The organism is Evansella cellulosilytica DSM 2522 (genome assembly GCF_000177235.2).
Lineage (GTDB): Bacteria > Bacillota > Bacilli > Bacillales > Salisediminibacteriaceae > Evansella > Evansella cellulosilytica.
In genome coordinates this window covers 3,365,371-3,382,540 of record NC_014829.1, presented here as the reverse complement: position 1 = coordinate 3,382,540, position 17,170 = coordinate 3,365,371, and the positions used below count along the sequence as shown (strand labels likewise).

The 17,170-nt window shown below is 36.0% G+C and carries 12 protein-coding genes; 10 read left to right on the top strand and 2 right to left on the bottom strand.

Annotated elements, in window-relative coordinates:
• Positions 1-58: 58 nt before the first annotated feature.
• Positions 59-1,339 (bottom strand): four-carbon acid sugar kinase family protein, encoded by a 1,281-nt coding sequence (locus tag BCELL_RS15675; protein ID WP_013489748.1) that lies wholly within the window; start codon positions 1,337-1,339, stop codon positions 59-61.
• Between the two features lie 30 nt (positions 1,340-1,369).
• On the bottom strand, positions 1,370-2,119 hold the full coding sequence (locus tag BCELL_RS15670; RefSeq protein ID WP_013489747.1) for a DeoR/GlpR family DNA-binding transcription regulator: 750 nt from the start codon (positions 2,117-2,119) through the stop codon (positions 1,370-1,372).
• Between the two features lie 238 nt (positions 2,120-2,357).
• On the opposite strand from BCELL_RS15670, the gene BCELL_RS15665 reads away from it, so the two are divergent.
• From BCELL_RS15665 to BCELL_RS15620, 10 genes are all read left to right on the top strand, one after another.
• Complete coding sequence (locus tag BCELL_RS15665) at positions 2,358-3,686, top strand: extracellular solute-binding protein (RefSeq protein WP_013489746.1); 1,329 nt, start codon at positions 2,358-2,360, stop codon at positions 3,684-3,686.
• A gap of 124 nt (positions 3,687-3,810) precedes the next feature.
• On the top strand, positions 3,811-5,616 hold the full coding sequence (locus BCELL_RS15660; RefSeq protein WP_013489745.1) for a cache domain-containing sensor histidine kinase: 1,806 nt from the start codon (positions 3,811-3,813) through the stop codon (positions 5,614-5,616).
• Positions 5,616-6,860, top strand: coding sequence for a response regulator transcription factor (locus BCELL_RS15655; protein WP_013489744.1), 1,245 nt, complete (start codon positions 5,616-5,618; stop codon positions 6,858-6,860). The genes BCELL_RS15660 and BCELL_RS15655 overlap by 1 nt, the downstream gene beginning before the upstream one ends.
• 102 nt (positions 6,861-6,962) lie before the next feature.
• Positions 6,963-7,835, top strand: a complete 873-nt coding sequence (locus BCELL_RS15650; RefSeq protein ID WP_013489743.1) for a carbohydrate ABC transporter permease — start codon at positions 6,963-6,965, stop codon at positions 7,833-7,835.
• Positions 7,836-7,851: 16 nt separating this feature from the next.
• The gene (locus BCELL_RS15645; protein ID WP_013489742.1) at positions 7,852-8,739 is read left to right on the top strand and encodes a carbohydrate ABC transporter permease; all 888 of its coding nucleotides are present in this window, start codon (positions 7,852-7,854) and stop codon (positions 8,737-8,739) included.
• A 234-nt stretch (positions 8,740-8,973) separates the two neighbouring features.
• Entirely contained in the window at positions 8,974-12,099 is a 3,126-nt protein-coding gene (locus BCELL_RS15640) for a beta-galactosidase (RefSeq protein ID WP_013489741.1), read from the top strand.
• Between the two features lie 319 nt (positions 12,100-12,418).
• Positions 12,419-14,137 (top strand): long-chain-fatty-acid--CoA ligase, encoded by a 1,719-nt coding sequence (locus BCELL_RS15635; protein WP_013489740.1) that lies wholly within the window; start codon positions 12,419-12,421, stop codon positions 14,135-14,137.
• A gap of 781 nt (positions 14,138-14,918) precedes the next feature.
• Positions 14,919-15,503: a fatty acid metabolism transcriptional regulator FadR gene (locus BCELL_RS15630; protein ID WP_013489739.1), complete on the top strand. Its 585-nt coding sequence runs from the start codon at positions 14,919-14,921 to the stop codon at positions 15,501-15,503.
• Between the two features lie 29 nt (positions 15,504-15,532).
• Positions 15,533-16,303: an enoyl-CoA hydratase gene (locus BCELL_RS15625; protein ID WP_013489738.1), complete on the top strand. Its 771-nt coding sequence runs from the start codon at positions 15,533-15,535 to the stop codon at positions 16,301-16,303.
• Between the two features lie 83 nt (positions 16,304-16,386).
• Entirely contained in the window at positions 16,387-17,157 is a 771-nt protein-coding gene (locus tag BCELL_RS15620) for an electron transfer flavoprotein subunit beta/FixA family protein (protein ID WP_013489737.1), read from the top strand.
• Positions 17,158-17,170: the final 13 nt, after the last annotated feature.

The following is a 17,170-nucleotide window of genomic DNA, read 5'->3' as shown; positions in this document are numbered from 1 at the left end:
TTAATCTAGACATGATCGCCCTTCAATAAAAGGGTGAAAAGCATCTAGTAGCCCATACTCATATCATTGTTTTCTTCTTTAAAAAATGGATGCATTGCAGGAGTGCTGTTTCGTCTCCGACAAGCCCACCTTTAGTTACGATAGGCATCTTATTAAAAGTGCCTTCAATTAGTCTGCCGTATGCAGCTAAAGGCAATACTTCATCTATTAACTCAATCCCTGAAGCGGAACTAATCGAACAGAGAGAAGCTGTAACATCCCCACCGCTAGTAAATACCCCTTTAAAACTAAAGTTCTCATTACATAGTAAAGAATAACTAATGTGGGCTAGTGCATCCGTTATTTGCTTAGCAAGGGTTGTTACAGAAACTTTTTGTTCTTTTGCAATGGATGCTAAATCCAGGACCTCATGATCTTGGCCGTGTGTCGTGACGAGAATGAGAGAATGTTCTTGTAAACTTTCTGCTTGTAATATTGCTGTATTTACTTCTCGCTTCCATGCAATCTTACTCCCTACTAAATTATTAGGGTCGACATAAATAGGATGAGCATCCGTTTTATTTAGTAAATATGATAGTTGCTCACTCGACGTTTTTGTACTACTACCTATTGTAACGAGGAGTTGATGTTTTTCTGATTGTAAATTTCTTGTTTCGTATGCATATTGTGCTGTTAATGGCCCAGGATCAACTGAAATGATGTTAAATTCATGAATAAGTGCCATTGCTTTTGCAATTCGAGTAATGTCATTGTTGGAAACAGCATCACAAGTGATGACTTTTTTTCCTTGATAAAATAATCGAACTAATCCTTGCTTTAGCTGATCCACATTGTCATATAGAGGTATGGAGGCAACGCTGTTAACGGTTTGCTGAGAAAGTAAAGTTGAAACATGTGATTGAGTAATTGGATGAAGTGGATCTTGTGCCACTCCAGTTTTATGTAAAGGAATATTATTAACATAAAGTATATCTTCTTTTACAATACGCCTTGAATCTGGAAATGCCGGAACTACAATAGCAACTGTATCTTTACCATGTTTATCTAGCATAGTATCAAGTTCTACTCCGATATTACCTCGTAAAGTACTATCAATACGTTTTGAATAAAGGGTGGCTTCCCAGTTTGCTAACAATTCCATTTTCTCTTCTACTCTTTGTTTCGCAATAGTTCGCTCACAATAACGACTATCTGTATCTAGTATGAGTGCTTCAAAATGTTCTCTAGTAGGTATTTGGGCATCTTTTACAATGGTTGCTGAGGAGAATCCAAACTGAGTAAGACGGACTCCTGTTCCATTTGCTCCTGTTAAGTCATCAGCAATAACTCCGATTTTCATTATTTTCCTCCTTGGTAATAGTAAAAGGTACTAAGCAAAAATAACGTTGTTGTGATAGCTTTCTACATTCTCTTTTTTGCTGTTTACGTCAGTTACGATACCATCAATATCATCGAGTGAACAAACCTTAGCGAATGCTTTTTTATTAAATTTACTAGAGTCGGCAATAAGCCAAGTTTCCTTTGCTGCTTTTATCATAAGTTGCTTTGCTTTTGCTTTATCTAAAGTTGGTGCAGTAATACCAGTTGTAGGATGAACAGCGTGAGCACCTAATAACAGTATGTCAACATTAATTTGTTGTAATAAAGCCTCTGTATGTGACCCAAGCATTGCACCAATATGATTTTGCAGGTGGCCACCCGTAACGAGGAGCTGATTGTTGCTATTTATTAATTCTAATGCGATAAAGATATCGTTTGTAATAATCGTAATATTTTCTTTCATTTTTAGGTGACGGGCAACTTCTAGTGTCGTCGTACCTGAATCTAAAAAGATAGTTGACCCAGCTGAAATGAAATTTGCTGCTTCAGTTGCTATAGCTTTTTTTTCAAATAGAAACTTATTTTCCTTACTCGAATGAGCTGTCTCATTTATTAAACCTGACGTAGATACGGCACCACCATGTGTCCTTACTATTTTATTGTCCCTTTCAAGCTGCAATAGGTCGCGACGTATAGTCATTGTAGAAACATGAAACTTATTTACTAATTCTTCTACATCGACTTTTCCTTGAAGTAATAAGTACTTTTCAATCTCTTTTCTGCGGTTTTTACTATTCATTTTCTTTTCCTTTCCGACATAAAAATGAACAACAATCACTTTTCAGTATGTCTATTTTGTTCGTTTTTGTCAATATATTTACCTAAATGTTCGTTTTGAACATTCGGCTGTGTTTAATACTTATTTAAGTTAACAAAAAATAAGGATATTATCTTAAATTTTTAGTATTTTTAACTAATTAATCATATGACATAATCATAATGTAAGCGATTACAAATATACAGGGGGAGGTTCTGATATGTTTGACAAATGGAAGAAGCTGCTATTTTTTGGTGCCGTTGTTGGTCTTTTAAGTTTAATGGTTGCATGTGGGGATGAGGGGAGTAGTGGAGAAAGTAACGAAAACGAAAATGGTGAGGATGATGCTACTCCAGACAGTGGAGAAGTGGTAGAGCTTACTTTTTGGGCATCGTCCAATCCAGACAGGGCTGATTTTCAATATACAATGGAGCGTGTAGAACAATTTAATGATGAACATAGTGACATTCAAATTAACATTGAAACGACAGCACATGCAGATTATAGGACGAGATTAAACACACAAGCTGCAGGTGGTCAGTTGCCTGATATATTTCAAGTGTGGCCAGGAGCCGAACTTGAGCCATTAGTGGAAGGGAACGCAGTAAAATCATTAAATGAAATTAAAGGGAACTGGACAGATAGCGGATTAGTCGATGAAGAGGTATTACAGGATTTTACTTTTGATGGGGAAACGTATGCGATTCCATCCGTTCAAAATCCTACTAGCTTCGTTTTTTATGACGTAGACATGTTAGCTGATGTTGGCTACGATGAATTTCCAGCCACATACGATGAGTTGTTGGAGCTTATTGAAGCTTTAAATAATGAGGGGATAACGCCGATAGCATTAGGAAACTCTGCAGCATGGCCTTTACAATCTGTATATATATCGACAATCGCTGATCGTTTTACAGGTCCTGACTTTTTATCGCAAGTATTTGCTGGAGAAAGAAAGTTTACTGATGATGATTTTGTTCAAGCTTTAGGAGTAATAGAAGAGTTATATCAGGTTGGAGCATTTAATGAAGATTTAAATACGATGGATGATAATCAAATGCTAGAATACTTCCTGCAAGGAAGGTCAGCGATGGTACTTGATGGGAACTGGGGAGTAATCAACATATTGACAGATAAGCCAGAGGACAAAAATGTAGGAATTGCCATATTCCCATTAGGAGATACAAATAGTGTCTCTACCGTAGCTGGGAACTCTTGGTCTATCAATGCTGATTTAGAAGGTGAAGAACTTGAAGCTGCCCATACTTTTATGAAGTGGATGTTTAGTGAAGAGTTTTACCAAGGTTTAGCTAATGTTGGGAGAGTAGTAGCAGCAGATGTTGATCTACCAGAAGACTCTGAACATGACCAATTGTTTATTGACATGCTTGAATTAGCAAGCTCTGCACCACCGGCACCAGTGTATGACGCAACGTTACCACAAGCGGTTAATAACGTATTACAAAATGAACTGCAAGCAATTACAATTGGAAGATCAACACCAGAGGAATCAGCAGAAAAAATTCAACAAGCAGTCGAAAATGAATGATATAATTAGTAATTAAAAACGGCTTGTCTCAAAAGGTCTACGACTTTTTGAGACACCGTTATTTCTAGGCAAAATCGTGATTCTTTCCTATTCATATGTCTGACTAATATCAGGAGTTATTAGTATGGAAAAGTGGATTCCTCTACAAAATTGGAGTTTAAAATGGAAGTCTGTCATCATGTTTCTATTACTTGTCATTACACCGACAATGACTATCGGAATAATGGTATATTACCAGACGAATGAAATTTTAAAAAGGCAAGTTATAGATACTGCAAGTAGGAATTTGATACATGTAGAATCCAATTTCTTGAATGTACAGGAGGAAATTGAGGACATATCAGGATATGTTATTTATAGTAATGAATTTCGCGATTTTATGACGTTAACAACACACGATGACAATTATAATGAAATTTATAAAAACCAAAACCAAATAAAAGGATTTATTACGTTTCATTTAACTAATAAGCCATACTTTCATTCGATGGTAGTAGAGGGAGTAAATGATAACTACTTAGAATTTGGTGACTTAGTTCAAGGTGATGAAACTGAATGGATTGAAAAAGCCGTAGGAAATGAAGGTCTCTTTATATGGAGTAGTCCTTATACGATGGAGAGAAGAATATGGTCTAATGATGAAGTTTCAGTCATTTCTTTGTTTCGTGTTATTAATCATTTATACGATATTAAACGACCTGTAGGCATGGTTACAATTCGCCTAGATGAACGAGAATTGTATGATTACGTGACAAATGGTTTTTCAGATAACACGCATGAAACATTTGTCATCAAAAAGGATGGGGAAGTACTTTTACATGAGGAACCATCCTATGTAGGAGCACGTTATCGAGATGAAAATTTTGTAAAGCAACTGACTACTTCAAATGAAGATGTATTTTCATATGAACTAGATGGAGAAGTGTATTATGCCGTAAAACAGAAGATAGAAGATAGGGAACTATTCTTAGTTTCTATGGTTAAAGAAGAGTATATACTAGCGGAGCTAGCAGGAATTCGCTTAACGATGAAGATTATGATTGGGATGGGGGTATTTATTGGGGTATTGGCTGTTTTTATTTCAATACTCATGATTATTCGTCCAATATTAGAGCTAACAAATGAAACGAAAAAGCTAGAGGACGGAGATTTTCAGGCAAATGTAAAAATTCGCTCTCACGATGAAATTGGAAAACTAGGGATACGATTCAATAAAATGGTAAAACAAATTCAAAGGTTAATTGAAACAAAATATAAGTTAGAAATAGAAAATAAAGAATCAGAACTGCAAGCATTACAAAGCCAAATTAACCCACATTTTCTATATAATACACTCGATATGATCCGTTGGACAGCGAGGTTAGAGAATGCAGCAGAAACAGGTAAAAGTATCGAAGATTTATCGAGACTTTTTAGAATTAACTTAAATAATGGAAAGCTATGGATACAATTGAAGGATGAAATGAAATATGTTCATAGTTATATAGAATTGCAAAAAAAGAGATTACCAGGAAAAACAAATGTCTTGATAGTAATGGAATCAGGTATAGAGAATGCGCTAGTCATGAAAATCATTTTACAGCCGTTAGCGGAGAACAGTATTAAACATGGTTTTAAAAATAACGGTAACTCTAAGCGTGTTTATATAAGAGCATATAGAAATGGTGATGGGATTAATATAGATGTGATTGATAATGGAACTGGATTAGAAGTACGTAAAACAAATGAAAAGCTTTCAAGGAAGCATGAGGATGAAAGTGGTTTCGGATTGAAAAACATAAATGATAGAATTGTAAATGCTTTCGGAAGTGACTATGGCTTAAAGTTAATTGAACCAGCCAATAGACAAGGCACCCATGTTCAATTATTTATCCCATTTATTTGCAGTGAAGAGGATCTTAAGAAAATTCTTAAGAGGGAGGATAAGTAATGATCTTAAAGATGCTAATAGTAGATGACGAACCTATAATATGTAAAGGGCTTCATACGACTATTGATTGGAGAGACATTGATATAGAAGTTGTGGGTACTGCCCACGATGGGAATGAAGCGGTAACGCTTATGAAAGACCAACATGTAGACATTATTTTGACGGATGTATGCATGCCTGAAATGGACGGATTAGCACTTTCTGAGCACATCATTACTGAGTATCCTAAGGCGAAGATAATTATGATTAGTGGTTTTGATGAGTTTAAGTATGCACGTCAGGCGCTAAGGTTAGGGGTAGAGGATTACTTACTAAAGCCAGTAAATATCGATGAGTTACTTACCCTTGTTAAGAACATAAAGAAAGTAATAATAGAGGATAAAAAAGAAGAAATACAAAAAGAAAAAATGATCACCTCTCAATGGGTACTCCATTATTTATTCAATGCACCGCTTTCTTTGGAAATGAAACATAAAAGTCTTACTAACGCTCAACATTATCGCATAGTCGTGAGTGTAATGAAAGATTACGATCAAAAGATGCGTCACTATTCCACGAAGGAAATTGCTCATGTTCGAGAGGAATGGAAGGAACAAATAAGTCATCATCTTTTAAAAAGGGATGTAGAAAATATATCGGTATTTAGTCAAGATGATGAATTAATAACTATTTGCTTCGAAAAGAATGATCAAAAATTAGATGACATTTTATTCAAAGAGTTAAGTGATAATATACATCATACTTTAGCATTCACAATACATTTTGCGATCTCAACTCTCCAAAATAATCTATCTAACATATCTTCTGTTTACAAAGATACTTCCGCATTAATGTCAGAATCAAGAGGAATTGGTAAAACGGTGCTGTTCTTAGATCAGCATAGCGATTTTGAAAATGAGGTGACTCATCAGCATCATTGGATAATAGAGAATGCCAAAAAATATATACAGGAACATTTTAATAAAGATGTAAAAGCCTCGGAATTGGCCGAAAAGCATTTCATTACACCAAATTATTTTAGTGTTATTTTTAAGCAAGAAACAGGAGTAAGCTTTTCTGAATATTTAAACTCAATCAGAATAGAAAAGGCGAGTGAACTTTTGTTAAGCACAGCAAATAAAGTATTCGAAATTGCTGAATACGTTGGATATAAAGAATATAAGTACTTTGTGCAAATATTTAAAAGACACACGGGTGTAACCCCGACCTACTATCGGAAAATAAATAAGGTAAACATAAAATAAATAGAGGATATAATCTTAATTTTATAGGATTTTTACATGTTCGCTTTTTCTTTATAATCATTAATGTAAACGTTTTCTTTCGAGAGAAAAGGAGGGGAGAGCATGCATCTACTAAAAAGACCTTGGAAAATTGGTTTAGGTATTTTACCAGCTTTAGCGATATACAGTATTTTTAGTATCGTACCAATCTTTATATCAATATATTATTCTTTTCATTCTTGGAATGGCTTCTCACCAATGCAGTTTGTGGGTTTAAGGAATTATCTCAATCTTCTAACTGACTCAATTTTCTGGGCGTCTTTAAGAAATAACCTATTAGTAGTATTAGCTTCCGTATTTGGTCAAATTCCAATTGCTCTAGGGTTGGCTTTATTATTAAATAGAAAAATTAAAGGTGCTAAATTTTTTCGGACAATTGGTTTTTTACCAGTAGTTATTTCAACTGTCGTTATTTCTATTACATGGAGAATGATGTATAACTCAGAGTACGGTATGATAAACAATTTTTTAGAATCTATTGGCTTAGGCTTCCTGCGACAAAATTGGTTAGGGAACCCTGACATAGCGATGTATGCAGTTTGTATCGTAATTATTTGGCAGTTTATTGGTCTCTACTTTATTATTTTCCTTTCTGCATTACAAACTGTCCCAAAAGATATTATAGAAGCTGCTGAGCTAGACGGTGCATCTGAGTGGCAAAAAACACGACACATCATATTGCCATCAATTTGGAATGTCATACTAGTAGCTATAGTCTTATGTATTAGTGGTAGTTTAAAAACGTTTGATCTGATTTTTGTTATGACAGGAGGAGGACCGGCCCATACAACTGAGGTAATGGCTACCTATATGTATGTGGAGACATTCCAAGGACTTCGTTACGGTTACGGAAGTGCCATTTCAGTGCTCATCCTCATATTTAGCTTAATACTCATTATTATTAATATGAAATTTTTAAGTAGAAAGGATGCATAGAAAGGAGGCAAAAACGATGCAACCAACCGTACAAAAGAAGTCAAATACATTAAAGACTTTTCAATCAGAGAAGGCGAGGAAGAAAAAGAATTTAAAACGAATTTTAATATATGGCATATTAATTGGTTTTACTGTTGTCAATTCCTATCCAATTCTATGGATGGTGATGAACTCTTTTAAATCTCGTCAAGAGTTTGCACTAAATCCTTTTGGATTACCAACAGAATGGATTTTCACTAACTATGCAGAAGCGTGGGTAACTGCAAATATCAATACTTATTTCTTTAATAGTGTGTTTGTAGGGCTAGTAGCGGTCATTATTGCAATTTTTACAGGAGCATTGGCATCCTTCTTTTTATCAAGGTTTGATTTTAAGGGGAAAAAACTTCTTTACGTTTTCTTTGTTATCGGTTTGTTAGTTCCTATTCATGCAACGTTAGTACCTATGTTTATATTAATGCAAAATATAGGTCTTATTAATACACGGTGGGCACTCATCTTTCCTTATGTTGCCTTTAATTTACCCATTACAATCTTTCTTCTAACGAGCTTTATGAGCACATTCCCTAAAGAAATAGAAGAGTCAGCGATTATGGATGGATGCGGTGTCTTTCGAGTATTTTGGTCGATTATTCTCCCAATGACTCGACCAGCAATTGCAACGGCAGTAATTTTAAATTTTATTAACAATTGGAATGAATTTGCATTTGCTCTCGTTCTCATCAATGACGATCAGTTACGAACACTACCATTAGGTCTTGCTAATTTCGCAGGTGAATATGCAACTAACTATGTTGCTCAAATGTCAGGATTAACGATTGTTTTAATCCCAACTATATTATTTTATTTAGTAATGGAAAAACAAATAGTCCAAGGAATGACACAAGGTGCTGTAAAAGGTTAAAATTTTAATGTTATTATTAAAAATAACTTTTGCATAACAAATAAAACGAATTGTATAATAGTGATAAGTAGACCAATGTATTGAGAAAGCAATGGCTACATCGCTAAATGAGGCTGACTCAATTGTTGATTTAATGACTAGAGTCAGCCTTCGTTTTTATTTTTAAAAAATAGGCTCAAAAATAAGTAGCTTTTTTAAAAGTATCTGTTAACAAACATAGGAGGGAAAATGCTGATGTCAAAGCTTGTTTTTTTCTACGATCCATCCTTTCCTTATAAAGGAGAGCGCCCTACAAATGAGGAACTAGCTGAACTAAAAAAAATAGGAGAAGTTGTAGCGGCGAAATCATTATCAGAATCATTACAAAATGCTGACTGTCTTATTCATTTACATGGAGAATATTTTCCTAAATCAGCATGGGCATCGATTTTACATTTTTTGAAAACTGGTAAGGCAATGTTGCATGTTGGTGGTGCCCCATTTAAAATTCCAGTGAGAGAGGAAGCGGGACAATGGGTCACAGAAACAGAACAGGTCGGCTACCATCAACAACTACATATTCATGAAACACACGATGTGACTTCTGATAGAGTTGATTATTATAAAGCTGATGATAAAGTTCCTTTATTTATAGGGAAAGAAAACCTATTTGAAGTGAAGCCTACCTTCAGCTTCTCTCTTCACGTAACGAAAGCAAGAGATTTGCAACATGAAAATGGTTCTGGTGGACCAATGGATGCTCATTTTTATCCGTTAATGAAAGGGGTAACAAGTGGAGGGAGAAGTATATCTGCTCCTGCCGTCCTGTTAGAACATACGAAAGGACATTTTTCTGGGGGGCGCTGGTTATTTATCAATCAAGCACTTACGAATGTGTTTTGGAATAATGGAGGTATTGAAGCTTTAGGTGAATGGGCAAGGTACTGCGCAAAAGGTGTGACAGAAATATGGGTAAAAACGAACTATGCTACGTACTTTGAAGGTGAACAACCGAGATTACTCGTTCAACTTCAAGCATTGCAAAGAGAAATTAAAGATAATCAAGATTGGACATTTCAGGTTACAGTGACATTAGACAATCAAAAAAACGAATGGGAACATGAATTTACTTTATCTGCACGCGAACATATAGAGTACTCTCAATATACTATTCCGATAAAAGCAAAGCCAGGGTTTTATCACATTATTTGTAAGGCGATTTCGTCAGATGGACAACAACGCACTTTCGAACATGGCTTTTGGGGATTTGATGAGAAATTACTACAAGAAGGTGACCCGCTCCGTTGTGGCCGTGACTACTTTGAAAAAAATGGCCGTCCATTTCCTATTGTAGGTATGACGCATATGACATCAGACGTATCGAGAAAGTTTTTATTCTTACCGAATGTTTCTGTCTGGAATGAAGATATGGCTCATATGAAGGGAGCTGGAATTAACTTTCTACGCACTGGACTTTGGACAGCATGGCGTAGTGTGATGTTTGTTGATGGTCACCCTTATGAAGAAGTGATGCGAGCAATTGATGCTTACATTTTAACAGCAAAAAAACATGATCTTGAAGTCACGTTTAACTTCTTTTCTTTTACACCTGAGACGTGGGAAGGGGAAAATCCATACCTTGATCCAAGAAGTATAGAAGCGCAAAAGCGTTTTATATCTGCTGTTGTATCTCGTCATAAACATACGACAAATGTTCAGTGGGACTTAATTAATGAACCTTCAATGTTTGATCCAAAACGTATTTTTCAAGGGGCGAGAACTTCAGGAGATGTCTTTGAACAAAAAGCGTTTGTTGAATGGTTGAAAGAAAGACACCATTACATTGAGGTGCTTCAAGAACATTGGAACATGACTCCAGATGAATTACCAACCTTTGATTCTGTGGAACTTCCAGAGCAAGATGATATAAACTTTGGAACTACGGATAAGCAATCTAAGAAGGGGAATCGCTGGTTAGACTATAGTTTATTTTCTATGGATATGCATAATCGTTGGGCGCGTGCTTTAACAAAAACAATCAAGGCGATTGCACCGAACCAATTAGTGACTGTTGGTCAAGATGAAGCGCTTGGGGGAAAAAGACCTTCCCCATTTTTCTATGCGGAGGCAGTAGATTATACAACTGTACATTCGTGGTGGCTACTAGACCATCTCGTTTGGGATAGCTTATTTACAAAGGACCCTAATAAACCGAATTTAGTTCAAGAAACAGGCATTATGCATGTAGAGCGACCAGATGGAAGCTCTAAACGTTCTGAGCTGGAGTCAAAATCCATACTAGAACGAAAATATGCTTATGCTTTTGCAACTGGCGGTGCCGGCGCTGTACAATGGCTCTGGAATACAAACCACTATATGAATAATATTAACGAATCAAATATAGGCGCTGTACGTTCTGACCAAACAGAAAAGCCTGAAGCAGATGTATCCTATGATTTTGGTGCATTCATTCCTAAAATTCAAGATTTGTTTAAAGGAAGAGAGCTTGAGGATATCGTTGTTGTTTATCCTTACTCAAACGACTTTTCTAATCGTGCCTTTGCATTTACTTCAACGGCTAAATTAACTCGTGTGCTTAATTATGAGTTGAAGGTGCCTTTTAGAGGGATTAGTGAGTATCATTTGGATAGTTTAAAAGAGCATCCGCCAAAGCTTATTATCGTTCCAAGCGCGCATAATTTTCAAACGTCTGCTTTGGAAAAAATCATTTCTCATATAAAGGAGTATGGTGGTACTTTGCTATGGACTGGGCCGATTAGTTTAGATGAATATTGGAGATTCAGACCAAGAACATCTATTTTTGGTAAAACGTCTCGAAAAAATATATTAAGAGAAGAAAGGATAAGTATTGAAGGATACCTTTATCCGGTATCGTTCCTTACAGATCAACAAGTTTCAGTTACGTTTGGGAAAAATCGATTGGCAGAGCTGGAAACGGAGACATTAGAAGCTCGGGAACAGTCAGATTCTCAAGGGACGAATGTGTTAGAAGAAAAGGTAGGTAATGGGAAAATAATATGGTGCCCATTACCGATTGAGTTGAATCATCGAGATGAGCCTTTACTTGCACTATATAATAAGGCAATCAAAGCCTCAGAGGTGAATCCAGAATTAGAATGGTTAATAGGTGGAAATCTTCCTGGAGTATATGGTAGAAAGGTTACGTTTAGTGAAGGGTACTTGTATGTTTTTGTCTCAGAAGATGCATATAACAACGATATTAAAGTAAAAGATCCTCTAACAGATGTAACATATTCATTCAAATTACAAAGCGATCGGACTGTCATGTTTGCAACAGATTTAAAAGGGGAGGTTTTTGCCATATATCGTCCTCAAGAGGTGTCAATAAACAAAAGCTAATGTTCAAGGGTGACTCAAAAGGTAAACATTCGACCTTCTGACTCACCCCTTTTTCATTTAAGCATTTAACTTCTAATCATACTGTCATATAATACTATCTTCGTACATATATAAAACAAAAAAGTCAATACAAAACATCAATAATTCAAAAAATTGAAACATATTAGTTTCAATTTGAATGCGTTTTCATTAAAATGGAGTGTAGAGGGGAGAAGTTCGAGATGTTGTTGTTGTGAAAATGGTGGTCAATCACTTTTCGCTTAGGAAACAACAAAGTTCTTAAAGAAGGAGAGGTCATTCTACTAAGGGAGGGAAAAGGATGGAAACGTTGAATGCAAAACCGTGGTTTAAGCATTACCCAGCGGAAATTCCGCAATCTGTCGAGTACGAAGTCGCAACCTTACAAAGCTATTTAAAGAAATCGGCGGAAAAGTTTCCTATGAAATCGGCGCTTAACTTCATGGGAAAGGAAATGACGTATACCGAGGTGTATGAAGCTGCCTTAAAGCTAGCAAATCAATTAAAGAAATTAGGTGTAGAAAAAGGTGACCGTGTTGCAATTATGTTAGCTAACACACCACAAGCAGTAATTTCATACTATGGTGCATTATTTGCTGGTGCGATTGTTGTCCAAACAAACCCGTTGTATGTGGAAAGAGAGATTGAGCATCAAATGAATGATTCTGGTGCAAAAGTAATGATATGTCTTGATCTCGTGTACCCGCGTGTAGCTAGAGTACAGGAGAAAACGAAGCTTGAACATGTAATTGTCACCGGTATAAAAGACTACCTACCATTCCCTAAAAATATGATCTATCCTTTCATTCAAAAAAAGAACACAGGAATATCAGTTAAGCTTGACTATAATGAACGGTTACATTCTTTTGTTAAGTTAATTGAAAACGGTACTATTGAAGAAATTGACGTGCATATTGATCCTAAGGAAGACTTGGCTTTGTTACAGTACACTGGTGGAACAACTGGACCAGCAAAAGGGGTAATGCTCACTCATTATAATTTAGTCGTTAATACTCAGCAGTGCCAATTATGGATGCCTAAGTTGAATGAGGCCGAAGAAGTGGTTTTAGCAGCTTTGCCATTTTTTCATGTTTATGGAATGACGACAGTAATGAATTTATCCATTCGAATGGGATTTAAAATGATTATTATGCCAAAGTTCGAGCCGAAGGATATATTAAAAGCAATTGAAAAACATAAAGCAACTTTATATCCTGGGGCACCTACTATGTATATTGGTTTACTAAATCATCCTGATATTACAAAGCATGACCTTTCCTCAATAAAAGCCTGTATAAGTGGCTCTGCACCGTTACCGCTAGAAGTTCAAACATCATTTGAAGAAAAGACAAAAGGTCGCCTTGTCGAAGGTTATGGGTTAACGGAAACTTCACCTGTTGCTGCAGCAAATTTAATTTGGTCTAGTCGAAAAAATGGAAGTATCGGCATACCTTGGCCAGATACTGACATGGCAGTTTTGTCAGTGGAAAATGCTGATATAGCTGAACCGAATGAGATTGGTGAAATTATGATAAAAGGACCTCAGGTTATGAAAGGTTATTGGAATAGACCAGAGGATACACAAGCAACTTTTAAAGGCGAATGGCTATTAACCGGAGATATGGGATATATGGATGAGGACGGTTTCTTTTATATCGTAGATAGGAAAAAAGATATGATCATTGCGGGTGGTTTCAATATTTATCCGAGAGAGATTGAAGAAGTTCTTTATGAACATGAAGATATTCAGGAAGCTTGTGCCATAGGTGTTCCTGATCCTTATCGTGGGGAGACGGTAAAGGCATTTATTGTTCTTAAAGAAGGACGTCAAGTCTCAGAGGTAGAGCTTGAGGAATATTGTCGAAAGCAATTAGCTGCCTATAAAATACCAAGAATATTTGAATTTAGAGATGAGTTGCCGAAGACAATGGTTGGTAAAATATTAAGAAGAGTGCTAGTTGAAGAAGAAAAAAGTAAGTTGAAGAAAACTGCTGAGGAAACAAGTAAAAAGGTAGAATAATAATCCAACTGAAAGGAGGTTGACTTAAAAGGGGGGGACTTTCCCTTTTGAGTCAACCTTTAAGCAATACCGCGCGAATGTAGCCAATTTCAATACTTTCAATCGCTTAAGTGACACCCTCTTTTAGTCAATATGCGTTGTCAACACTTCTTTAATTCAACATGAATTGTAGTAAGATCATCTCTAGTGTTGCGTATTGAAAATAGACAATTTGTCGTATCTAACTTTTATCTTTTATAATGATCTTGATAGAAAAATAAACTTCCTACAATGACAAGCAAAATAAACAGCACTAATACTAAAATAAAAAACATAGGAAAGGCAAGCAAAGTCAGCTTTCGCAGCTAGCACGCTTGCGTATCAACTCCTTTCAACTAAAGGTACTATATCCTATTCAAAATGTATTCATTTGTATAGCTTAGTAGCGGATTTCGCTTTTTTATGAATGTGAATAAATGTCATCATTATCGAACATATTGGCCAAGTGTTTAAATCATGAAGAAAGAGTACAAGACGCCTGGGGGAAAAGCGAGAGCTGAAGACACGATGAAGAAGCTGCCATGAAAATTTATACAAGCTAAGTAGAGATGGATAAGGTCAGCATGTAAGCTTTCTTTTTTACAAAGTGAAGGATGAAATTGATTCATGTAGCAACATAATCATTTGTTGACACAATCCGGTAATTAAATTAGAATGAATATATGAATGAACAATCATTCATTATAGAAAAACCATTTATAATACAGTTCGTTATTGTATATAGATCAAGGAAGTGATAAATATGGGAAAAAAACGCGGTCAAAAATATGAAGCAATTATTGATGCAGCTGTTAAAGTTATTGCGGCAAATGGTTATCACCATTCACAAGTTTCAAAAATTGCAAAGGAAGCTAGTGTAGCTGATGGAACGATCTATTTATATTTTAAAAATAAAGAAGATATATTAATCTCATTATTTGAAGAAAAAATGGGTCAATTTGTACAGAAGAGTAAAGAGAAGTTAGATAAAGAAGTGTCTATTGAGAAAAAATTGTTCATGCTTATTGAAATGCACTTGATGCAATTAGAAGAAGATCATAACTTAGCCATCGTTACACAGTTAGAGCTAAGGCAATCGAATAAGCAATTGCGAAATAAAATTAATGAAGTGTTGAGAGATTACTTAGGCTTAATTGATTCTATATTAGTTGATGGGGTGAAAGAAGGTGTCTTTCCAGCTAGCTTAAATGCTCGGTTTGCACGCCAAGTTATTTTTGGAGCTATCGATGAAGTTGTTACTAATTGGGTAATGAAGGAGCATAAATACGAACTTGTACCTCTAGCAAAGCCGTTACATGATATGTTATTAAATGGACTCAAGAAATAAAAATAGTAATAAAGAAAGGGGTGTACCGTTTGTTTGCATACTTGGAATTAGAAGTTGACGATAAAGTTGCGCTGGTGAAAATTAATCATCCGCCAGCCAACACACTCTCTCAAGCTCTACTGCAAGAGCTGTCAGACATCTTTGATGAGCTTCATCAAAATGAGGAAGTAAAAGTAGTTCTCCTTTATGGAGAAGGTCGATACTTTGCGGCTGGTGCAGATATAAAGGAGTTTTCAATCATAAATGGAAATGCTAGTTTTTATGATTTGAGTCGTAAAGGACAATTATTGTTCGATAAAATTGAAGCGTTTTCAAAGCCGGTCATTGCAGCTGTACATGGTGCTGCACTAGGCGGTGGACTTGAGCTTGCTATGGCTGCTCATATAAGGGTTGTTGCAACGGATGCAAAGCTAGGTCTTCCAGAACTTCAGTTAGGACTTATTCCAGGATTTGGTGGAACACATCGTTTATCTTCAATTGTCGGGAAAGCGAAAGCTACTGAACTAATACTAACATCAAAACCAATAAGTGGCGAAGAAGCAGTTCGCCTAGGATTAGCAAACACGGATTACCCTGAAGAAACACTTCTAGAGGAGGCGAAAGAGCTTGCTCGATTGATTGCTACAAAGAGCAGCCTATCTGTCAAGCGTACGTTACAACTATTACGTCATGAACAAAGTAGGGAAGAAAGTAACAAGCTTGAGTCAACATACTTTCATGAAGTGATGAGGACACAAGACGCAACGGAAGGTATTCAAGCTTTTATTGAAAAGCGTACACCGATATTTAAGGATCGGTAATTTTTTACCGTATAAATTGTCTGAATAGTGTAGTTAATAAGGGTTTGATCATTACCTTTCAATACAAATAGGAGGGGATATACATGAACATTTATGTTTTGATGAAACGTACCTTTGACACAGAAGAGAAGATTCAAATTACAGACGGAGAAATATTAGTTGACGGGGCTGAATTTATTATTAATCCATATGATGAGTATGCAGTGGAAGAAGCTATAAAATTAAGAGAAGAACATGGTGGAGAGGTCACGGTCGTAACTGTTGGTGACGAAGAAGCAGAAAAGCAGCTAAGGACAGCCCTTGCGATGGGAGCAGATAAAGCAGTTCTTATAGAGGATGAAGAGATAGAAAATGGTGATCACTACTCAACACAAGCCATTCTGGGGGCTTACTTCAACGATAAAGAGGTTGATATTATTTTAGGTGGGAATGTAGCCGTAGACGGAGGGTCTGGTCAAGTAGGACCTCGATTAGCAGAGCAGTTAGGCATTAATCATGTAACATCCATCGTAAAGCTTGAAGTTACAGATGGAAAAGCGGTAATAGAAAAAGATGTTGAAGGTGATATAGAAAAAATCAAAGTGGCTCTACCGCTACTAATAACAGCTCAACAAGGGTTAAATGAACCGAGATATCCTTCATTACCTGGAATAATGAAAGCGAAGAAAAAACCGTTGGATGTATTAGACATTGATGACCTTGATTTAGATGAGGAAGAAGTAGAAGGAAAAATTAAAACAGTCGACACTTATTTACCTCCAGAAAAACAAGCTGGGAAAGTATTAGACGGAGAGCTTGACGAACAAGTTGAACAATTAGTTTCTCTATTAAAAACAGAGTCGAAAGTAATATAAAAGGGGGAGATTG

What these genes read in the sequence shown, in the direction of transcription:
- BCELL_RS15675 (WP_013489748.1), bottom strand. Translation starts at nt 1,339, where the DNA reads ATGAAAATCGGAGTTATTGCTGATGACTTAACAGGAGCAAATGGAACA.
- BCELL_RS15670 (WP_013489747.1), bottom strand. Translation starts at nt 2,119, where the DNA reads ATGAATAGTAAAAACCGCAGAAAAGAGATTGAAAAGTACTTATTACTT.
- BCELL_RS15665 (WP_013489746.1), top strand. Translation starts at nt 2,358, where the DNA reads ATGTTTGACAAATGGAAGAAGCTGCTATTTTTTGGTGCCGTTGTTGGT.
- BCELL_RS15660 (WP_013489745.1), top strand. Translation starts at nt 3,811, where the DNA reads ATGGAAAAGTGGATTCCTCTACAAAATTGGAGTTTAAAATGGAAGTCT.
- BCELL_RS15655 (WP_013489744.1), top strand. Translation starts at nt 5,616, where the DNA reads ATGATCTTAAAGATGCTAATAGTAGATGACGAACCTATAATATGTAAA.
- BCELL_RS15650 (WP_013489743.1), top strand. Translation starts at nt 6,963, where the DNA reads ATGCATCTACTAAAAAGACCTTGGAAAATTGGTTTAGGTATTTTACCA.
- BCELL_RS15645 (WP_013489742.1), top strand. Translation starts at nt 7,852, where the DNA reads ATGCAACCAACCGTACAAAAGAAGTCAAATACATTAAAGACTTTTCAA.
- BCELL_RS15640 (WP_013489741.1), top strand. Translation starts at nt 8,974, where the DNA reads ATGTCAAAGCTTGTTTTTTTCTACGATCCATCCTTTCCTTATAAAGGA.
- BCELL_RS15635 (WP_013489740.1), top strand. Translation starts at nt 12,419, where the DNA reads ATGGAAACGTTGAATGCAAAACCGTGGTTTAAGCATTACCCAGCGGAA.
- BCELL_RS15630 (WP_013489739.1), top strand. Translation starts at nt 14,919, where the DNA reads ATGGGAAAAAAACGCGGTCAAAAATATGAAGCAATTATTGATGCAGCT.
- BCELL_RS15620 (WP_013489737.1), top strand. Translation starts at nt 16,387, where the DNA reads ATGAACATTTATGTTTTGATGAAACGTACCTTTGACACAGAAGAGAAG.